Raw genomic sequence first — 18,473 nt, 5'->3', positions numbered from 1 at the left:
GGATGACTTGTTATGTCTCGATTTCAGCGCTCGTGGACGGGCCCTGTGTTAACGGCAGCGCTCAGCTCCGCCCTTATCGCATCCAGCTTTAACTTGTTCATTATTCCGCATCAGCTGCTCAGCGGCGGTCTTTCCGGAATTTCGATGATTGTCGGCTATTTTACCGGCTACGATATTTCGCTGCTGTTTCTGCTCTTTAACCTGCCCGTGCTGATCTGGGGACTGATTTCGATCGGACGTAAATTCATCGTGCTGAGCGCGATTGCCGTTGTGCTGACGACCTGGTTTATGCGGCTCATTCCCGTCGCGGCCGTATCCAGCGAGCCCATCATGTCCGGTGTCGTCGGCGGGGTGCTGATCGGCATCGGAACCGGCATCGTGCTGCGGGCAGGCGGCTCCAGCGGAGGAATTGATATTATCGCTTCGATTTTGACGCGCAAGCGCGATTTCCCGCTCGGAACCGTGCTGTTTGCGCTGAACGGCGGCATCATTGCGATGCTTGGTTATTTCAAGCAGGACTGGGACCCGGCGCTTTATTCGATGCTTTCAATTTTTATTACCGGCAAAGTGATGGACACGATCCACATCCGTCATTTGAAGGTAACCGTGTTTATCGTCACGCAGAAGGGCGAGCTGCTGCTGTCCAAAATGCAGAAGCTGCAGCGCGGGGTAACCGTCATTCAAACGGAAGGCGCATATACGAAGCGTACGCAGCATATGCTGATGACGGTAACGACCCGTTACGAGCTACCCGATTTGCAGCAGCTGATCCGCAAATGGGACCCGCAGGCGTTCGTCAACATTACCGAAACGGTCGGCGTCATGGGCTTTTTTCGACGCAGCTAGCCGCGCACAGCGAACGGACCTTATAATTGCCCCTGTTTTCGCCATCCGGTTATGGTATAATAAGACCAGCTTTAGTTTCATGCTTATGCTTTCCCTGCTCGGCCTGTATGGCTCGCAAGTCGCTCCTGATTCGCTTACGCACCAGATGACGACGGGAAGGGTGATGCTTGTGGAAACGGTGAAGCTGTCAACAATTGTCATGAAATTAACGCCCGAGTTAGTTCCATTCCTCAAGCGCCATGAGCTGGAATCCGAGATTTTGCTGCGCCACGGCCTAGCTGCTCTGGACACGGAAGATGTGATGGAGATCGTTCAATACAGCATTTCGGAACATCAAAAAGACGTCTACCTTCATTAAAGAAGGGGACGTCTTTTCCCTGTGCAGACCGAAAAAAGTTCGATTAATCTTAAAAAATTTGCCTTATGAGAAGTGCCGTTGTATGGTATGCTAGGAAGTAAGTAAGCAACTTGACCAACTGGAGGGATTTTTGATGGGCGCCCTTTCTCCCTGGCATATTATTTTGATCGCTGTTGTGCTGCTGCTGCTCTTCGGACCTAACAAGCTTCCTGAGCTAGGCCGTGGCTTCGGCAAAATGTTTCGTGAATTCAAGGATGCAACAAACGGCAACTCCGCCGCCAGCACGGAGGAGAAACGCGAAGCGCTGGAGGTTTCCAAGTCTGAGTTGCCTGCTCCGGCTAAAAACGATCCGGCTGCTCCCAACGCCACCAAGTAGGCAGAACCTCATCTGCCGTCCGCCATCCGGCTTATGTAGCCGGATGGTTTTTTTTACGCCAGTACGCGTGCGTGCCGAGCAGCAGCACTGCCGCCAGTGCAGCGACGGCCGAGCCGAATAAGTACATGGAACCTCCTCCGAACGCATCCTTTACATATCCGCCCGCAAATCCCCCACCAATGCCCGCCAGACCAAGAAATACCATCGACAGCAGCGACTGTCCGGTTGACTGCAGATGACTCGGCACCAGACGCACGACATATTGGACCGATGTAATCCAGAACAGCGCAAAGGTCACACAATGGGTTGCCTGCAGCAAGGTCAGCAGGAACGGATCGTCGATTAATCCGAACAGCAGCCACCGGATCGTATACAGCACCGCCACGACGCCAAGCAGCGCCAACTCATGCACCTTGGATAAATAACGTCCGAACAAAGCAAAGGTCGGAATTTCACTTCCGGCCGCAAGCGCCCAGGCCAAGCCGATCAGCATATCGGAGCCGCCCAGATCCTTCAAGTGAAGGGCCAGCAGCGAATCATTCATCCGGTGCGGCAGCATCAGCAGGAAGACGAGCAGCAGAAACCATAGGAAACGTTTATTGCGCAGCAGGCTTACGAACGCCGACAACGGTACAATTTTGCCGCCCTGCGTTTTTGTATGCCGCACGAGCAGCAGCATTACAAGCGGGAACAGCCAGACGAGCCAGTACAAGTACGGCAAGCGGCTTAATCCGCCGAACGATTGCAGCAGAAAGCCTGAGGACACCGCAAGCAGCATGAAGCCTGCCGATCCCCACATCCGTACCGACCCGTACGTCGCTCCGATCGGCTTAACGATACTGAGCGTCAACGAATCCAGCAGCGGCGTCGAAGATAACATGAAGAAATACAGCAGCAGCATACAAATAAAGGAGCTGACATAACCGTCCAGGCCAAATACGCCAAAGCTGGATACGACGGTCATCGCCCACAGCGATAAAATGATCCCCTTGATCATTTGGTAGCGGTCGCTGATATAGCCCCACATCGGCTGCGCGAAAATCGTCACAAACGGTCCGATCATCATCAATAGCCCGATCTGTGAGGCCGTAAATCCGCGTTCGCCCAAATAAAGCGGCAAAAACGGGTTCAGCACTCCTGTTGTCGCATAGTAAGAAAAATTGAGACCTCTTAAAGTCAAGAGCTGCTTGTTCATGGCACCCTTCCTATCACTCATCTCTATCTGTCGCGATTGTAACACATTTCCGCAAATTTCTTCAAAGCTTATCTATCGGACGCAGATAGAGTTTATTATAATGATAGAGTGTGTAAGGAATCGTATCACAATTCAGCAGGGAGAGACGAGCATGGAACTTATTTTGGCCGCATTTCTGATGGCCTGGGGCGGGGTAAGCACGGATCATCCCCATGTGACGTTCGAGCAGGTCGCTCAGGCTTCTGTAGACGCCAACCGCACGGTCGCCCAGACACAGTCAACCGACAATTCAGCCGATCCCTTGAAGCCAACTGCCAAGCTGGACCCGCAGCCGGATGCGCCCAAGGTGAAGGGCGTTTACGTCACGGCGCACAGCGCAGCAGGCGCGCGGATGAGCACGCTGCTGAAGCTCTTGGACGATACGGAGCTGAATGCGATGGTCATTGATATCAAGGATGACTGGGGCTATATTACGTACAACACAGACAATGAGCAGCTGAAGGCGATGGACACCTCGAAAAAAATTATCGCTGATCTGCCCAAGCTGATGACAACGCTGCAGCAGCATGATATTTATCCGATTGCCCGGATTGTCGTGTTCAAAGACACCGTTCTGGCAACGAAACGGCCTGATTTATCCTTTATGAATGGTGACGGAAGCTTGTGGAACAACGGTAAAAATCCGCCGGACAGCTTTGTGAATCCGTACCAGAAAGAAGTGTGGGACTACAACATCGAGGTGGCCAAGGAAGCGGCCAAAGCGGGGTTCAAGGAAATCCAGTTCGACTACGTCCGGTTCCCGGAAGGGTTCGAGAAGCGTGCGGATACGCTTCAGTATACGAAGGATGGGCGTCCGCGAATTGATGCGGTGGCAGGCTTCGTGAAGTATGCCCATGAACAGCTCGCGCCCCTTGGCGTACGTGTGTCTGTTGATATTTTTGGCTATGCAGCCGCGGTTCCGGCCGCCGAGGGCATCGGACAGGATTTCCAGAAAATTTCGCAAAACGTCGATGTCATTTCACCGATGATTTATCCGAGCCATTATTCCACCGGCTGGTACGGCTCCAAGGTGCCGGATGCCGCTCCGTACCAGACCATTGCGGGTGCAACCAAAGATACCCACAAGAAGCTGGACCCGCTGGATTCCCTCAAGCCCGTCATCCGCCCCTGGATTCAGGATTTCACGGCCTCCTGGGTGCCTGGTCATATCAAGTACGGCAAGCAGCAGCTTGAGGACCAGATTCGCGCCTTGAAGGATAACGGCGTCGAGGAATTTCTGCTGTGGAACGCCGTAAATACGTATACGCCGGACGTTTCGTACAAATGATCCTGTCCGTTAGCAGCATTCCTCTATAAGAATGATCAAGAGACATCCGGGCCGGGAGGTGCATTCCCAGTCCGGATGTCTCTTTAGTCAGTCAGTCGCCCCGATTCCTTTCAGTCCCAGGATGCCCTGTTGTCTCAAGCGCTCATCTGCCCTGTACGCCGACTATTCGTTCGTGTTCATCTTTGATTTAAGTTCGGGGCCCCGTAACCCTTCTCGATCCGATCCCGCCACGTTGCGGCAAGTTCGTCTGGAGCATCCAACGCAAGATAAATCACCCGAACCTGACGCGGCAAAAATAAAAATCCAGCAATCTGCTGCGGCTCCCGCAGCTCCATCCGTACGTTGGCAGTGCCGAAAAGAGGCGCTGCCGCCATTCTCGCCTCTTCCGGGGCCTGCGTGAACTCCCGGGCAGTTTGAATATCGGCGATCGCGGCTAATGGAATGTCGGCTTCCAGACTAAGCCCGTTGCGCAGAAGCGCACGATCGGCTGTAAACCTTACCGGCAGCAGTACCGCCGCCCGACAATCCGCCCAGATCCAAGCCAGCAGCAACAGATCCAGTAAGGTCAGCACCCAGGCTGCCACCGGCGACCACTGCTGCACCAGCAGATGAACGGCGATCCCTTCCAGCAGCAGAAGCTTCGTGAACATCAACGCGTACAGCACCCGGCTTGTTTGGCGATGGTAAGTAAAGCTACCTTGATCTGCCGCGCAAGCCGCCGCCTCCTTGCGCCTCCAAGAAAAAAAGAGCATATATAGCTGCAGCGCATCATGACGCAGGATAGCGGCCAATTTGCCGTGTCCCACTGCCTCTCCTATTGCTATGTGCAGCGCTTGCGGAACCTCTTCCCCCTCTAGGGTCAAAGCCCTGGCCTTACGGATGACCCGGATCATTAGCTTGACTTCAAATATAAGCAGCCAGCACTCCGTCGCAATAATCAGTAGCTCAATAGGCCATGCAAGCTGCCAGAACAAGCCTTTCAGCGGGCCGGGCAGCACGATCCACGCAAGTCCCGCTCCCGCCAGCGGCAGCACCGCGATCCCGGATAACCGCTTACCGTTTGGCCGCAGCCATAGTAGCCAGCCCAGCACAGGCACAACGATCATAAAATCAATAAGCACCGCGTAAGCTAGAAGCCGATCACTCGTGGCCGTATGTGCAATCCATGTGTCGATGAGCACAATTACGCATGCAGCCGTTAAAAACCAGAGCGGACGAGGTATTCGTTGAACAGTCATCGTTCCGCCCCTTAACGCCTGCCGGCTGCTGCGCGAGGTACGACTTGCACGCCCAGATCCGGAAGCTGCCAATCAATCGGCTCGCTGCCCAGCGTACTCAGAAACGCATTGGTCTGCGAGTAAGGCTTGCTACCGAAAAATCCGCGATGCGCCGACAACGGGCTCGGATGCACGCTGCGCAAAATGTGATGGCGCTTATTGGTGATCAGTTGCAGCTTTGCCTGGGCGTGACTGCCCCAGAGAATAAACACAATCGGCTTCTCCCGTTCATTCAGCAATGAAATGATGCGGTCTGTGAACCGCTCCCAGCCTTTGCCCTTATGGGAGTTGGCGGACGCCTCCCGTACGGTAAGCACCGTGTTCAGCAGCAGCACGCCCTGCTCAGCCCACGGCAGCAGGCAGCCGTTGTCCGGGAGCCGGCAGCCGATATCGTCGCGCAGCTCCTTGAGCATGTTTTGCAACGATGGCGGCGCGGGCACGCCAGGCTTGACCGAGAAGCTTAGCCCGTGAGCCTGCCCTGAGCCATGGTAAGGGTCCTGACCGAGAATAACGGCCTTGACCGCCTCATACGGGGTATGCCGCAACGCATTATAAATGTCATGCATATCGGGAAAAATCGTGCGTGAGCCATACTCCATCTTCAAAAATTCACGCAGTTCCAAATAATACGGCTGCTGAAACTCATCCTTCAGCAGCTCCTCCCAGTCGTTAGCCAAATGGACCGCCAAGGCGCTCCCTCCTCTATGACGATGAACGGAGCTGCCCGATCATCTTTCTGAAATAAGCAGCGGTCCGCAGCAGCCGCTCACGCAGCTTGGCATCCTCCGGCTCCCCTTCAGCCGTAAACAAACGCTGGGCGCCGCCGATGGAGATCCACTCCGGGCAGTTGATGCCGTGCAAATTGCGCACGATCGTCTGCAGCTGCTGCAGCGAGCTGACACCGACGGCTCCGCCTGCCGACGATACCGACAGCACCGGCTTGCCGTCAAACTGGTCGAAGCCTGCAAAGTCAAGCGCATTTTTCAACACGCCGGATAAGCTGCCGTGATATTCAGGCGTAGCCAGCACAATCCCGTCAGCCCGGTTCAAACTTTCCTTCCATGCCTGGACCGCCTCATTGACCTGCTCGTCATCCGCACCATAAAAAGGAAGCGGCTTCTCATATAAATCATACAGCTCTACCTGTGCGCCTTCCGCCTGCAAAATCGTTGCCAAGTACCGGCACAGCTGTGTGCTTGTCGCCTCTCGCCGATTGCTGCCTGTCACAATTGTAATGTTCATTCTTCCAGCTCCCTCCATTATCTCCCATCCTAGCGGAATCAAGCTAGATTGGCAAGTTTTGCTGCCGTGTGCCTGCACGCGTGATGGCCCGGCCCGCACCTGCTTGCAAGCGGCAGCTCCGGCTCCGTCGCCGCGACTCTCATGGCAAAAACGGAGCCTCCCGTTTGAGAGACCCCGCTGTGATCGGCTCTGGCCAAGCATCCCGACGAAATTATTGCGACAGCCGTTTCGCCAGCTCGTACAGATCCATATTAACTTCTTTCTTCGTGTTCACCACTTTGTCGATGTCCGTCAGCACCAGCTCACCCTTGATGATGCCGCAAGCTTTACCCGACTCTCCCTCGATCATCTTCCGGACAGCAAAATCGCCCAGGTTGCTCGCCAATATACGGTCATTATGCGTCGGCGATCCGCCGCGCTGGATATGGCCAAGCACGGTTACACGCGGCTCGATGCCATTGCGCTCCGTAATGCCTCGGGCAATGTCTTCGCCTTTACCAACGCCTTCGGCTACGATCACAATACTGTGACGTTTGCCAAGCGCAAAGTTTTCCGACATCCGACTGGAAATCTCATCCAGATCATAGGGAACCTCCGGAATAAGAATCGTTTCCGCTCCGCTCGCCAGACCCGCATACAACGCGATGTCGCCACAGTGACGGCCCATGACCTCGACCACCGAGGAACGCTCGTGGGAGCTCATCGTGTCACGAATTTTGTTGATCGCATCTACCACAATGCTGACAGCCGTGTCGAAGCCGATCGTAAAGTCCGTAAACGGAATATCGTTGTCAATCGTACCCGGCAAGCCCATCGTCTTGAAGCCAAGCTTGCTCAGCTTGTTAGCGCCCTGGTAGGAGCCGTCTCCGCCGATGACAACAAGACCGTCGATACCGCGCTTGCGCAAGTTATCGGCGCCGATCTGCTGACCCTCCGGCGTCATAAATTCCTTACATCGCGCCGTCTGCAAAATCGTGCCGCCCCGCTGAATAATATCGCCGACACTCCGCAGGTCCATTTGGCGGATATCGTCGTTAATCAGGCCGGAGTAGCCGCGCTGCACCGCAAACACCTCAAGTCCGTGATACAAGCCGCTTCTGACTACGGAGCGGACTGCCGCGTTCATACCCTGTGAGTCGCCGCCGCTCGTGAGAACGGCAATTTTTTTTACTGTCATGCTGGTTTCCTCCTTATCGTAGTTGCCATGTCTGTGTAGGTCTCCATCTATATATGTAGCTTATAACAACCGTCGTAAACCCGGAGAACGCTAGGACCGCATGCGAATCCAGACGCTGTTCACCAAAAAAAATAACCGCATCAACGAGCTGCCCTTCATCAGCTGCCTGGAGATTCGCTTGACCTCCTGCTGCTTGCTAACCTTCGGATCGGATAAATAAAGCGCCAGCAGCCCTTCCACAATCATATGATGGAAGGCCGGGTCATCCAGCTTTTCCAGTCTGCGCTTCGCTTCACCGACCATGCGCGCAATCCGGTCAACCGTCATATCCAGACTCGGATAATAGCTGCAGAAATTCAAATCGCCGCCCGCCTTATCTTCTTCCTGGTCAATCAGGTAATCAAGCAGAATGTGCAGCCCGCACACGTAAGGAAAATAAGCCTCGCGAATCGCATGCACCGTCTCATGGCGCAGCCCCGTCTGCGAAGAGGCCAGAAATAACATAAACACGCCGAGCGTCGAGCCGGTCGCAGCGGCGAATTCATTCCATTCTATGGCTGGAAACCGTTCCTTGTGAACGTTCCACCAAGCAAGCAGCGCGTCTTCCCGCAGGTCAGGCCGGATATGCTTGTACACCTGCAGGTCTGTGTATAAGCCGACCAGCTCACGCACATCGCTCGCCACAAGCGGATAAGCGGGCAGCAGCCGAATCGACGCCTGGCATGTTTTGACCAGCTCGTTCAAGTAACCGCCGTCCTCCCGCTCCTGACGGTATGCATAATAATCATGCAGCGGTTCAGTCGGATCAACCGCATCCAGCATCGACTGATGCAAGCTGCGGAAGTCATCCGGGTTGAGCGAGGTGCTGCGGTCGCACAGATTGTCCAAATAATCGCTGATCGTCTGGAAGGCCACGATTAACGGAATAAGCACATGGCGCATCGACGGATTGGCCGCCGCATAGACGGCGCCTCCGATGCAGTGAAACTCCTTGGAGGTCATGCTGTCCACCGCCTGCTTGCGCAGCTCCTCGTCCGGCATAACGTCCGCTCGTCCCCGCCATGCGCGCAGCTGCTCCCGCACCTCCGGCAGCACGTAACGGTATACTCTTGCGATCAAGCCAAACGGACCGCGCGGAACAGCGGTGCTTGGGCTAAAGAGACTCAAACCAGGCTCCTTCCCCACCGCTCAGCGTGTAGCAGCGCTGGAGCAGGGCATGCATCTCTTCCTTCTGCACATCCATCAGCCATTGTTCCACGCGTTCATTGCGAATTCGCGTCACCTGCTGCTCAACCATGTCATTGAAGCCTGAAGGATCAAACCGGCCAGCGGCCGCCCAAGCCTCCAGCATCCGGGCGAAGGTCGCGCTGCCAAATCCGTCCGCTGCCGCTTCCAGCTTCCCCCGGATGCGAGTTGCCCATATTTCCTGTGCCGGATGACCGCCCGCCATGCTGAACCAGTAGGCCGCATTCGGGTAATCGCCCTCCATCCGGTGCATAATCCCGTGCCAATAGCTGCCTTCCCTTGTCGACAGCGACTGGGCCAGCTCATGAGCCTCATCCAAGCTTTCGTTCAGCAGCAGCAGACCGGCCTTTACCGCCAGCGCGCCGCTATGCGCTTCGCCTGTGAATCCATCGACAGGAATTTTGGCAATCTTCAGACTTGTCAGATCGTCCAGCTCTTCCGTGGGATACAAGGAAGGGCTGTGCTGGGCCAGCTGTGCGGCGATCCGGCCGAAGCTTTCACTCCATTTCACAATTCCAACCTCCCGGTGCAGCGCTTATAGTGGTCTTCCATCGGAGTAACGTGTCAAGTCAGCCGGTCAATGATGGGCCGCCTGAGCTTCCATATCCTGATTAACGCGGAACCAGAGGTGCAGCTCATTGATCGTGCTCGCCAGATCGGCAATTTCACTGTTCAGCCTGCACGAGGTTACGAAGTCATCCTCCTGGTCCAGCTGCCCCTGCTTGCGGATGATGACTTGCTCGATCCGCTTGATCCGGTCGGGAATCGTACCGCGGATTTCCTCCCAACGAAGCAGCAAAGCGGCTTGCTCCGCATCCGAGTAGGCTTCGAACTCACGGCGAAGCTGCGGTACAGGAATGCCGAGCCGCTCGTCCCACACAAAAACATCGGTCATGCGCACGCACCACCTTTTCTCGCTTTGCTTTTCTTATTAATGTAACAGAAACAGGACCTTCGTTCCAGTGGAAAGCCAAATTTTTATCCCCCCTGCTTCACCGGTTCGTGTTATAATGTGAGAACTGTGTGAAAAGAGGGACTGCTATGAGTGAACCTGAGCATCAACGCCTAACCTTCAGACAATTGCTTGCCTTCTTCCTGCCCTTGGGCATTTCGGCAAGCCTTGTCACGATTTCCCACGTTATCATTAACAGTACGCTGGCCCGTTCCGCACATCCGGAGCTTATTATTGCCAGCTACGCCTTGCCGATGAGTATTCTGGGCATCACGGAACGTCCGGCCGTCCTGCTTCGGCAAACCTGCTCCGCACTGGTTCGCGACCGCATTTCCTTCAGGGCGATGTCTGTCGTGAGCCTTTATGTGCTTGGCTCCATCTTCGCCATCGGACTTGCCATCAGCTACTCTCCGGCAGGAGCGTGGCTGTTTACGCATATTTTCGGCGCTGACGAGAGCATGCTCGGACCGATGCTGGACGTGTTCCGTATTCTGATGTTTGTCAGCATCTTCTCCGGCATCCGCTGCCTGTTCCATGGCGTCATTATTTTTAATATGCGGACCAAGTGGCTGACGATCGGCATGGGCATCCGGCTGCTCGCCATGTACATGCTTTCGCTGTATTTTATCCGCACCGGCGTCACCAGTGGAACAGTCGGGGCCATTATTTTCCTCGTCGGCATGGCGATTGAGGCCATCGTCAGCGTATGGGAGGGGCGGTCGCTGCTCAAGCATCATATTCCGGAAAAAAAACCCGATCATACGATTGAACGGCCCGGGCAAATTTTCAGCTTTTACAAGCCGCTGCTCTTCTCGTCCATTATTGCCATCATTGCGGCTCCATCCATCAATGCTTTTCTCGGCAAAACAAGCGATATCCAGCTGTCGATCGCGGCGTTTGCGATTGCCGCCAGCTTGACCAACCTGGTGACAAGCTTTTTCTCCTACGTTCACCAGATTGTGTTGAATTTCTACCGCAAGGATGCCGTCACCGTATTGCGCTTTACGCTGCTTGTGTCGATGATTCCGACTCTGCTGCTCGCCTTGCTGTCCTATACCTCGCTCGGCCCTTGGTTTATGGGGCATGTGATGGGTGTCAATGAACGGCTGATGGACGCCTCCTTGTCCACGCTGCGGGTGTTTATGCTGCTGACCTTTATTTTTCCGTGGCTCGATTTCGGCAACGGCTTGCTTATGCTGCGCAGGCAGACGGGTGCGATGGTCTGGTCGCAGTCGGCCAACGTCTGCACGACGCTGCTGGCGCTGCTGCTGAGCGTCCTGCTGGTACCATCCTGGAACGGCATGATTGGCGCGCTTGCCCAGTCGCTTGGCGTAGTCGCGGAAGCAGCCGTCGTCTGGCTTATTCTCAGGGCGGCGCGCCGTTCAGGTCTTGAGCCTGCAGCGTTAGGCGCTTCCGGCTCCAATGCTTCGATTCAATCCAAGAAAGAAACGAGTGAATAATATGTCGTCCACTGCAGCAGCTGCCCCGCGCAAGGATATGATCCTGCGCGGGTTTACCTTTTCCTTCTTTACGATGATGGCGCTGATCGTCTCCTACTTCCCGCTATACTTTCAGCACAAAGGTTATACGACCGTTCAGATCGGGCTGCTGTATTCGGTCGGTCCGATGATCGGCATCGTATCCAATCTGTTCTGGGGACTGATGAGCGACAAATACCAGACGGTCAAAAAAATATTGCTGCTCATTTTGGTTGGCCAGCTGCTCGTTGCCGCCTTCATGTTCCGCATCGACGGCTTCGCGCTGCTCATGGTTTTGATGGCCGCCTTCTTTTTCTTCCAGCAGCCAATGATTTCGCTGACAGACAGCCTTACGCTGCTCACGATCAGCGGAACGAAAAAAAGCTATGCCTCCTTCCGCGTCTGGGGGTCAATCGGCTTCGCAGTCGCTGCCATCGGCTTTGGCGAGCTGCTGCGCAGCTTCGGGGCTGATCTGACGCCGCTGCTGGCGCTTGGCTCGCTGGCCTTTTCGCTGGGGCTCGCTTCCCTGCTGCGCGATGCCCGCGACTCGCAGTTCAAGCGGCCCGACTTCTCCGGCTTCTTGCCGATCATTATGTCGCGCAGCTTCCTGCCGTTCCTGATCATGCTGCTGGTGCTGTCGATCTCCCACCGGATGAACGACGGCTTCCTCGCGTTATATTTGCAGCAGCTTGGCGCAAGCCCGACGATCGTCGGCTGGTCGTGGATGGCATCCGCCGTCAGTGAAATTCCGATTTTTTTCCTGCTCAGCAAATACGGTCACCGGTACAAGGAGCTGCCGCTGCTGGCGATCAGCAGCTTGGTCTACGGCGTTCGTTTTCTGCTGATGACCTTCGTGGACAATCCGCTGTGGGTCATCCCTATTCAACTGATGCATTCCATATCGTTTGGCATCTTTTTATTTACAGCTATCCGCTACATCCAAAGTGTCATTCCAAACCAGTATCGCGCAAGCGGGCAGGCCGTGTTTGCGATGACCTGGTCAGGGCTGGCCGGGCTGCTCAGCGGCATCATCGGCGGCTGGGTGTTCAACACATGGAGCCCCCATGCGATGTACGGCACGGCGGCTGCGCTTGCCTTGGCGGCGCTGGTCGGCTTCCTTGTGCTGCATGCCAGACAATCGGCCGCCGGCGGCTCCGACGATCTTCCGCTGTAGCCACACTTTCCAATTCTATGCAGCTTCGTGCAGGGTTTTCACTTCGCCGCTCGTCTCTTCTACAGGAGGGATAAGCGGCTTTTGTCATGTCGGCAAGAAGCTTGTTGAACGTGGGCGCGTGGCAAATCTCTTACATTTTTCTTCATCCCGCTTTATTTTTGCAACTTTACCTGTTTTTTTCACGTCTTAACCCAAAGGCATTCCAAAATACTAATTCGCAAGATGACGGAGGCGATTATATGCTTGTCATTAATCAGCTGTCACACAGCTTCCGCAATGGCAATGAGGACACGCCTGTCCTGCATCACATTCAGTTTGAGGTACATAAGGGCGAAATCGTCGCTTTGCTGGGCAGCTCAGGCTCAGGCAAATCGACGCTGCTGAATTTGATGGCCGGTCTGATGAAGCCGACATCCGGAAGCATTCTTATCAATGGCAGCGCCATCGAACAGATGAGCGAAAACCAGCTTGCCGAATTTCGGCGGACGAACATCGGCTTCATTTTCCAATCCTACGAGCTGATCACCCATCTGACCGTTCGTGAAAACGTCGAGCTGCCGCTCGTCTTCCAGGGAATGAAGCCTAAGCTGCGCCGTGAGAAAGCGATGGAGCTGCTTGCCAAGGTCGGTCTCGGCGAAAAAACCGAAATGTTTCCTTCCCAGCTATCCGGCGGCCAGCAGCAGCGGGTCAGCATTGCCCGTTCGCTTATTACGATGCCGACCATTGTGTTCGCTGATGAGCCCACCGGGAATCTGGATACGAAAACCGAGAAAGAGATCATTGATCTGCTGATCGAGCTGAACCAGACGCTGGGACTCACCTTCGTCATTGTGACGCACGAGCTGGAGGTCGCGCATCGCACCCAGCGGGTCATTCAGCTGCGCGACGGCTATCTGGTCGAGGACAGCTCTTGGGCAGGTGAGCGCCAATGAAGCTTAGTGATCATCTCCGGCTCGGCTGGGATCAGCTCAAGCGCCGGATCGTCGTAACGACGCTGTGCGCAATGGGGATCGCCATCGGCTCCTCCTCGATTATTGTCGCGCTTTCCTTCGGAGAGTCGATCAATAAATTCGGCCAGCAGCAAATGTATGAGTTCCTCAAGTCGGACGAAATTTCGGTGACAGCCGGCAACGGGCCAAATACCGGGACAAGCGGCGATCCGAATGCGGCCAAGCCCTACGAGCTGACCAAGTCGAAAATTGATACGATCGAGGGACTGCCCCATGTAACCGGCGTGGCCAGCTATCGCAATCTGAACGGCTTCCAGCTGAAGTTTGACAATAAGGAAGGCTATTTGCAGGAAATCAACGCGACTGAGCTGGATACGCTGGGCGATTTCGGCATCGAGCTGCAGCAGGGCGGACCGTCCGATCTGGAAAATACGATCATCCTGACCTACGGCGCTATGATGGGGCTGCGGGACGCCCAGGCTTCCGGCAACCAGCCTGTATCGTATGAGAATGAGCAAGAGGCAAGGGACGCCTGGCGCAGACAGCAAACGATCACCTTGCCGCTGTACCAGAAAATGGTGACGCTAGTGCCGCAGAGATTCAGCGAGTCGTCCAGCGAGCCGAAGGGCATCACAGTCCGCGTCGTCGGTATCGTCAAAAAGCCGGAAGGCCGCTCCGACGAAATGGTCAGCTTTGATAAAAAAGCGTATGTTTCCCCGGCGCTCGGCAAACGGCTGGCGGAAGCCCAGCTTGAGGCCAACGGCGGAAAGGCGCGGCCCGGCGACGAAGGCGCGGGGAACGCCGACTTTTCGATGGTCAAGGTCAAGCTGAGCAGCAGCGCGCACGTCAAGGATACAGAGCAGCTGATCCAGAAGCTGAAGCTAAGCACCCAAACGAATTTGCATTATGAGGAGCAAATGAAATCGCAGCTGGCGATTATCCGCATCGTCTTTGGAGGCGCCGGGCTGTTTATTTTGTTCGTGGCGTCCATTTCCATTGTAGTTGCGATGACGATGTCAACCCACCAGCGCAGACGGCAAATCGGCATCATGAAGGTGCTTGGCGCCAACCTGGCGCAAATTCGCAATATGTTTATGATCGAGTCGGCGCTGCTCGGCTTAATCGGGGGCTTGATCGGTATTTTGACATCGTATTGGGTCATCTGGACGATCAATATCGTCATTATGAAATTTTCGCAATCAAGCTCGGACGAAATTTTATTTATCAGTCCGTGGATTTTGCCTGTAGGGCTGTTTTTCGCCATCATGACCGGTGTATTGGCCGGTATTTATCCGGCTGTGAACGCCTCGCGCACCGATGCCTTGACCGCAATCAAGCGAGAATAACCGATTCTAACCATAGGGAGCTATGATGATGAAGAAAAAAAAATGGCTGCTCGCCATCGCCGTCGTTGTCGTAATCGGCATCACGGCCGTGCTGTTCTTACAAAGCCGTCCTGGCCCCCCAAGCAATGGGTCCGGCCTGCAAACGGCCAACGTCCTCAAGTTTCAGGCTACCCGTGAAAACCTCGCCAGCACGGTGGAGGTGAAGGGCAAATCGTCCTATCGCCAGGAAACGTACGTCAACGCGCCATTCGCCAGCGACGTCAAGTCGTGGGACGTGAAGGAAGGCCAGCAGATCAAGAAAGGCGATGTGTTGTTCCGGCTCGTGGACACGACGCTGCGCAATGAAATCGCCGAGCTGCAGGCGACGGCCCGCAAGCAGGAGATGGAGATCAAGCTTGGCGAATTTCAGTCGACAATCGGTACCGAAACGACCGATGCGAGCGGCATTTCCGAGACGGATGCAAAGCAGCGGTTTGCACAAAGTCAAAACCGCAAAATCCAGGAGGAGATAGCCCGTATCAATCTGGAGCACGCGCGCACGCAGCTGAACGAGAAATCGGACAAGCTGAAGGAAGCGCAATTCCCGGCGCCGGAAAACGGAATTTTCCTGTTTGATGCCGTCAAGGAGCCAAAAACGGTAAAGGAAGGCGAGCGGATCGGCAAAATTGTCGATTTGACCCAGCTCCAGCTGCTGGCCTCCGTCGGCGAATACGATCTGTTCCGGCTCAACGAGGGCATGCCGGTTGAGGTGCGCGTAGACGCCTTGAAGGGCTTGAAGCTCCAGGGGAAGGTAGAACGGCTGTCCAAGTTCGCCAAGTCGGGCAGTGATGGAGCAAGCAGCGGCGCGGCCCAATTCGAGGTCGTCATTTCGCTTGAGCCAAACGAAAAGCTGATCGCCGGACTTAGCTTGACCGCCTCTATTCAGACGGACAACAAAACGGGCGTGCTCGTCATCCCGACGCTCGCGGTTCAACGCGAGAAGGACAACTACTACGTCATGCTGGAAACGTCACCGGGCAATGTGGAGAAGCGGATTGTCAAGCTTGGCGTTGAAACGCCGGAAAAGACGGAAATAATCGAAGGCTTGACGGAAGGCGATACGATTGTCATTCAGTAAGCCGCCTAACCTCAACTATTCTACCTAATCCCGGCTAATCCGCCTAATCCGCCTATTGCTGAAGCCGTTCAGCGCAATGCTCTGAGCGGTACGCTCCAGCAGAGCAGCTTTGCCCGGATTGTCATTTCCATCAGAGACCGCTATAATAGGTTCGTAGCTTTAGCACCAAGTGCTAAACGGCGTGCGCAGCTCCCTTGCGGGCCCAGCTCTGCCAAAAGCCTTGATGTGAAGCCCGGAGAGGAAGGAATGGAACAATGACGGACACAACGGCCCAACTCGCTTATGACGAGTTCAAAACAATACTGCTGGACCGCCGGAGCGTCCGCAAATACAAGGACGATCCGGTATCCGTGGAAGATCTTCACGAGCTGATTGATTGCGCCCGATACGCGCCGAGTGATACCAACTCGCAAACCTGGGAGTTTATCGCCATCACAAACCGCGACAAAATCAAGGAAATTGAAGCCATTACCTGGGAGGAGCTGCACCGGAGAGCCGGAGAGGCCGAAGAACGGGGGTTGTCGAAAGAAGCGCGTCTGCTGACCAAATCGTTCGGACCGTATGCCACCGCGTTCTCGCAAGCCCCTGTCCTGATCATCTGTCTGGCGACACCGTACCAATCGAAGTTCCGTGAGCGGATCTTTGACCCGGTTGAGTTGGTCCCGGATCACGTCTGGGACGAGGAAGGCATCAAAAGCAGCTGCCTCGCCTCGCAAAATCTGATGCTGGCCGCACACGCTCGCGGCTTGGCTACATGCCCGATGACCGGCCCTGTGCTGCTGGCCCAGGAGCGCCTGCGCGCTTATCTGGACATCCGCCCGGAATGCCAGATTAATATGGTCATCGCGCTTGGACATCCTCAGGAGCGCCCTTCCCGCTTGCCGCGCAAGCCGATTGAGGACATTTTGCGAATTATCGACTAACCGGAGCGACGCTTCTTGTGCTGAAAGAAGCATCGCTGGCGGAATGCATCAGCCGCTTGACGCCGTGATTCCGCTTCTTGTATAGTTAACCTGTAGTGTAACACCAACCGCTTACTGGAAGCACCTGTAAGAGAAGGCGATGCCTTTTCTTATCGGTGCTTTTTTTGTTGTTTGCGGTCTTAGATGATGAACAACTACGAGGAGGTAAAGCATGAACACTCGACTTGCTGTACGAGGCTGCCTGGTCGTCTTCACCTTGGCTGCACTCACATGGGCTGTACCCGCTGCCGCAACTGCGGCGTCGTCCGCGGTGTTAACCGAATCGGTCAAGTCGGCGCTCGACCGGACGATTTCGGCTGCCGCCCCGTCGCAGGCGAGCAGGCTGAAGCAGCTTGCTGACGATCTGGCAAGCATCCAGCGCCAGGACGCGGAGCTGGCCAAGCGCATACAGTCCGCCAGTGCCGCCAACAAAGAGACGCTCACCGCACTGAACAAGCAAATCAGGCAAATCGACGCCGCCAAGCTGGAAAAGCTGGAAAGCGACGCTGTCCGGACACGGGAGCGCTATGCCCCGCTGCTCGCGCACTATACCGCGCTGAACAAGCAGCTGGCGACAGCCCGCTCGCTCGGCAGCAAGGAGCTGAGCACCATGCTGCGCGTGCAGCTCCAGACGCTCAAGCTGCCTGTGCAGTGGGCTCGCCTGAACATCAAAGCCCAGGATGCCGCCTGGAAAGCCGGCAAGGAGCAAGCCGCCCGGACAGCGAAAAAGGCCCGCGACACACTCGCCGGCGTCGAACCGCTGCAGGCGCAAATCAAAGCCGGGCAGCGCGCCGTTAAAACCTTAGAATCCGGCGTCCCCCCGATCTGGAGCTCCTTCAAGCAAGCAGTCAAGCAGCAGGATGCCGTCGACGCCGCAAACACGCTTGCTTCCGCTGTGTCCTTAACGAGACAAGCCCATGCCGAAAAGCAGAAGCTGCTCACGCTGGAGACAAAAATCAGCGGGCTCCTGCTGACCGCCAAATCGCAGCTGCCCTGACAGCCGCCTGCAACAGCAGCAGGCTCGATCCGAGCAGCGCATGCCCGGAGGATGCCTGGCGCTCGTCGTTCATTGACCTTCGCTGCGATTGGCTGGCGGACGCACAAAAAGACAGGTCCCCGGAGTTTATGCTCCGGGAACCCGTCTGGCGACTTCACTTGGTTGTTAATCAACGCTATATGTTTTCCAACCCGGCCGCTCAGGCGCAGCGGGCATCGCAGTTCGTATGATGCTTACAGCTTGATTACGTTAGCTGCTTGAGGACCGCGGTTGCCGGATACAACTTCGAACTCAACCGATTGGCCTTCTTCCAACGTTTTGAAGCCATCGCCTTGAATCGCTGAGAAGTGAACGAATACATCTTCGCCGCCTTCAACTTGAAGAAAACCATAGCCTTTTTCTGCGTTAAACCATTTTACTGTACCTTTCAATGAAAACAACCTCCTAGATGTAT

The 18,473-nt window shown here is 55.4% G+C and carries 20 protein-coding genes; 11 read left to right on the top strand and 9 right to left on the bottom strand.

Annotated elements, in window-relative coordinates; translation table 11 throughout:
* The first annotated feature begins 12 nt into the window (after window positions 1-12).
* The 3 genes from AC6ROY_RS17055 to tatA all read left to right on the top strand — a co-directional run bounded on the left by AC6ROY_RS17055 (window position 13) and on the right by tatA (window position 1,580).
* On the top strand, window positions 13-846 hold the full coding sequence (locus AC6ROY_RS17055) for a YitT family protein (RefSeq protein ID WP_500101776.1): 834 nt from the start codon (window positions 13-15) through the stop codon (window positions 844-846).
* A 163-nt stretch (window positions 847-1,009) separates the two neighbouring features.
* The gene (locus tag AC6ROY_RS17050) at window positions 1,010-1,204 is read left to right on the top strand and encodes a hypothetical protein (RefSeq protein WP_500101835.1); all 195 of its coding nucleotides are present in this window, start codon (window positions 1,010-1,012) and stop codon (window positions 1,202-1,204) included.
* Window positions 1,205-1,337: 133 nt separating this feature from the next.
* The gene (tatA, locus tag AC6ROY_RS17045) at window positions 1,338-1,580 is read left to right on the top strand and encodes a twin-arginine translocase TatA/TatE family subunit (protein ID WP_500101775.1); all 243 of its coding nucleotides are present in this window, start codon (window positions 1,338-1,340) and stop codon (window positions 1,578-1,580) included.
* A gap of 31 nt (window positions 1,581-1,611) precedes the next feature.
* On the opposite strand, the gene AC6ROY_RS17040 is transcribed toward tatA, so the two are convergent.
* Complete coding sequence (locus AC6ROY_RS17040; protein ID WP_500101774.1) at window positions 1,612-2,775, bottom strand: MFS transporter; 1,164 nt, start codon at window positions 2,773-2,775, stop codon at window positions 1,612-1,614.
* A gap of 151 nt (window positions 2,776-2,926) precedes the next feature.
* Here AC6ROY_RS17040 and AC6ROY_RS17035 point away from each other — a divergent pair, with 151 nt between their 5' ends.
* Entirely contained in the window at window positions 2,927-4,102 is a 1,176-nt protein-coding gene (locus AC6ROY_RS17035) for a putative glycoside hydrolase (RefSeq protein WP_500101773.1), read from the top strand.
* Window positions 4,103-4,278: 176 nt separating this feature from the next.
* On the opposite strand, the gene AC6ROY_RS17030 is transcribed toward AC6ROY_RS17035, so the two are convergent.
* The 7 genes from AC6ROY_RS17030 to AC6ROY_RS17000 all read right to left on the bottom strand — a co-directional run bounded on the left by AC6ROY_RS17030 (window position 4,279) and on the right by AC6ROY_RS17000 (window position 9,938).
* A complete protein-coding gene (locus tag AC6ROY_RS17030; RefSeq protein WP_500101772.1) occupies window positions 4,279-5,340 on the bottom strand; it encodes a hypothetical protein in 1,062 nt (353 codons plus the stop codon).
* A gap of 11 nt (window positions 5,341-5,351) precedes the next feature.
* Window positions 5,352-6,056, bottom strand: a complete 705-nt coding sequence (locus AC6ROY_RS17025) for a uracil-DNA glycosylase (RefSeq protein WP_500101834.1) — start codon at window positions 6,054-6,056, stop codon at window positions 5,352-5,354.
* A 25-nt stretch (window positions 6,057-6,081) separates the two neighbouring features.
* Window positions 6,082-6,621 carry an NADPH-dependent FMN reductase gene (locus AC6ROY_RS17020; RefSeq protein ID WP_500101771.1) on the bottom strand — a complete coding sequence of 180 codons (540 nt, stop codon included), beginning with the start codon at window positions 6,619-6,621 and terminating at the stop codon, window positions 6,082-6,084.
* 211 nt (window positions 6,622-6,832) lie between these two features.
* A complete protein-coding gene (gene pfkA, locus AC6ROY_RS17015; protein ID WP_500101770.1) occupies window positions 6,833-7,798 on the bottom strand; it encodes a 6-phosphofructokinase in 966 nt (321 codons plus the stop codon).
* A 90-nt stretch (window positions 7,799-7,888) separates the two neighbouring features.
* A complete protein-coding gene (locus AC6ROY_RS17010; RefSeq protein WP_500101769.1) occupies window positions 7,889-8,965 on the bottom strand; it encodes a tetraprenyl-beta-curcumene synthase family protein in 1,077 nt (358 codons plus the stop codon).
* Complete coding sequence (locus AC6ROY_RS17005; RefSeq protein ID WP_500101768.1) at window positions 8,952-9,554, bottom strand: hypothetical protein; 603 nt, start codon at window positions 9,552-9,554, stop codon at window positions 8,952-8,954. The genes AC6ROY_RS17010 and AC6ROY_RS17005 overlap by 14 nt, the downstream gene beginning before the upstream one ends.
* 66 nt (window positions 9,555-9,620) lie before the next feature.
* A complete protein-coding gene (locus tag AC6ROY_RS17000; RefSeq protein ID WP_500101767.1) occupies window positions 9,621-9,938 on the bottom strand; it encodes a hypothetical protein in 318 nt (105 codons plus the stop codon).
* A 146-nt stretch (window positions 9,939-10,084) separates the two neighbouring features.
* On the opposite strand from AC6ROY_RS17000, the gene AC6ROY_RS16995 reads away from it, so the two are divergent.
* The 7 genes from AC6ROY_RS16995 (at window position 10,085) to AC6ROY_RS16965 (ending at window position 18,019) form a co-directional block, all read left to right on the top strand.
* Entirely contained in the window at window positions 10,085-11,455 is a 1,371-nt protein-coding gene (locus tag AC6ROY_RS16995) for a multi antimicrobial extrusion protein MatE (protein ID WP_500101766.1), read from the top strand.
* 1 nt (window position 11,456) lies between these two features.
* Complete coding sequence (locus AC6ROY_RS16990; protein ID WP_500101833.1) at window positions 11,457-12,647, top strand: MFS transporter; 1,191 nt, start codon at window positions 11,457-11,459, stop codon at window positions 12,645-12,647.
* A 239-nt stretch (window positions 12,648-12,886) separates the two neighbouring features.
* On the top strand, window positions 12,887-13,579 hold the full coding sequence (locus AC6ROY_RS16985; protein ID WP_500101765.1) for an ABC transporter ATP-binding protein: 693 nt from the start codon (window positions 12,887-12,889) through the stop codon (window positions 13,577-13,579).
* Window positions 13,576-14,943 (top strand): ABC transporter permease, encoded by a 1,368-nt coding sequence (locus tag AC6ROY_RS16980; protein ID WP_500101764.1) that lies wholly within the window; start codon window positions 13,576-13,578, stop codon window positions 14,941-14,943. Before AC6ROY_RS16985 ends, AC6ROY_RS16980 begins: the two co-directional genes overlap by 4 nt.
* A 28-nt stretch (window positions 14,944-14,971) precedes the next feature.
* Entirely contained in the window at window positions 14,972-16,060 is a 1,089-nt protein-coding gene (locus AC6ROY_RS16975) for an efflux RND transporter periplasmic adaptor subunit (protein WP_500101763.1), read from the top strand.
* Between the two features lie 254 nt (window positions 16,061-16,314).
* Window positions 16,315-16,983, top strand: coding sequence for a nitroreductase family protein (locus AC6ROY_RS16970; RefSeq protein WP_500101762.1), 669 nt, complete (start codon window positions 16,315-16,317; stop codon window positions 16,981-16,983).
* A gap of 211 nt (window positions 16,984-17,194) precedes the next feature.
* Entirely contained in the window at window positions 17,195-18,019 is an 825-nt protein-coding gene (locus AC6ROY_RS16965) for a hypothetical protein (RefSeq protein WP_500101761.1), read from the top strand.
* Between the two features lie 233 nt (window positions 18,020-18,252).
* Here the strand turns inward: AC6ROY_RS16965 and AC6ROY_RS16960 are convergent, their stop codons facing one another.
* Window positions 18,253-18,450: a cold shock domain-containing protein gene (locus AC6ROY_RS16960; protein ID WP_500101760.1), complete on the bottom strand. Its 198-nt coding sequence runs from the start codon at window positions 18,448-18,450 to the stop codon at window positions 18,253-18,255.
* Window positions 18,451-18,473: the final 23 nt, after the last annotated feature.

It is taken from the genome of Paenibacillus sp. sg306046 (assembly GCF_059821225.1).
This window is presented reverse-complemented; position numbering and strand designations above follow the sequence as displayed.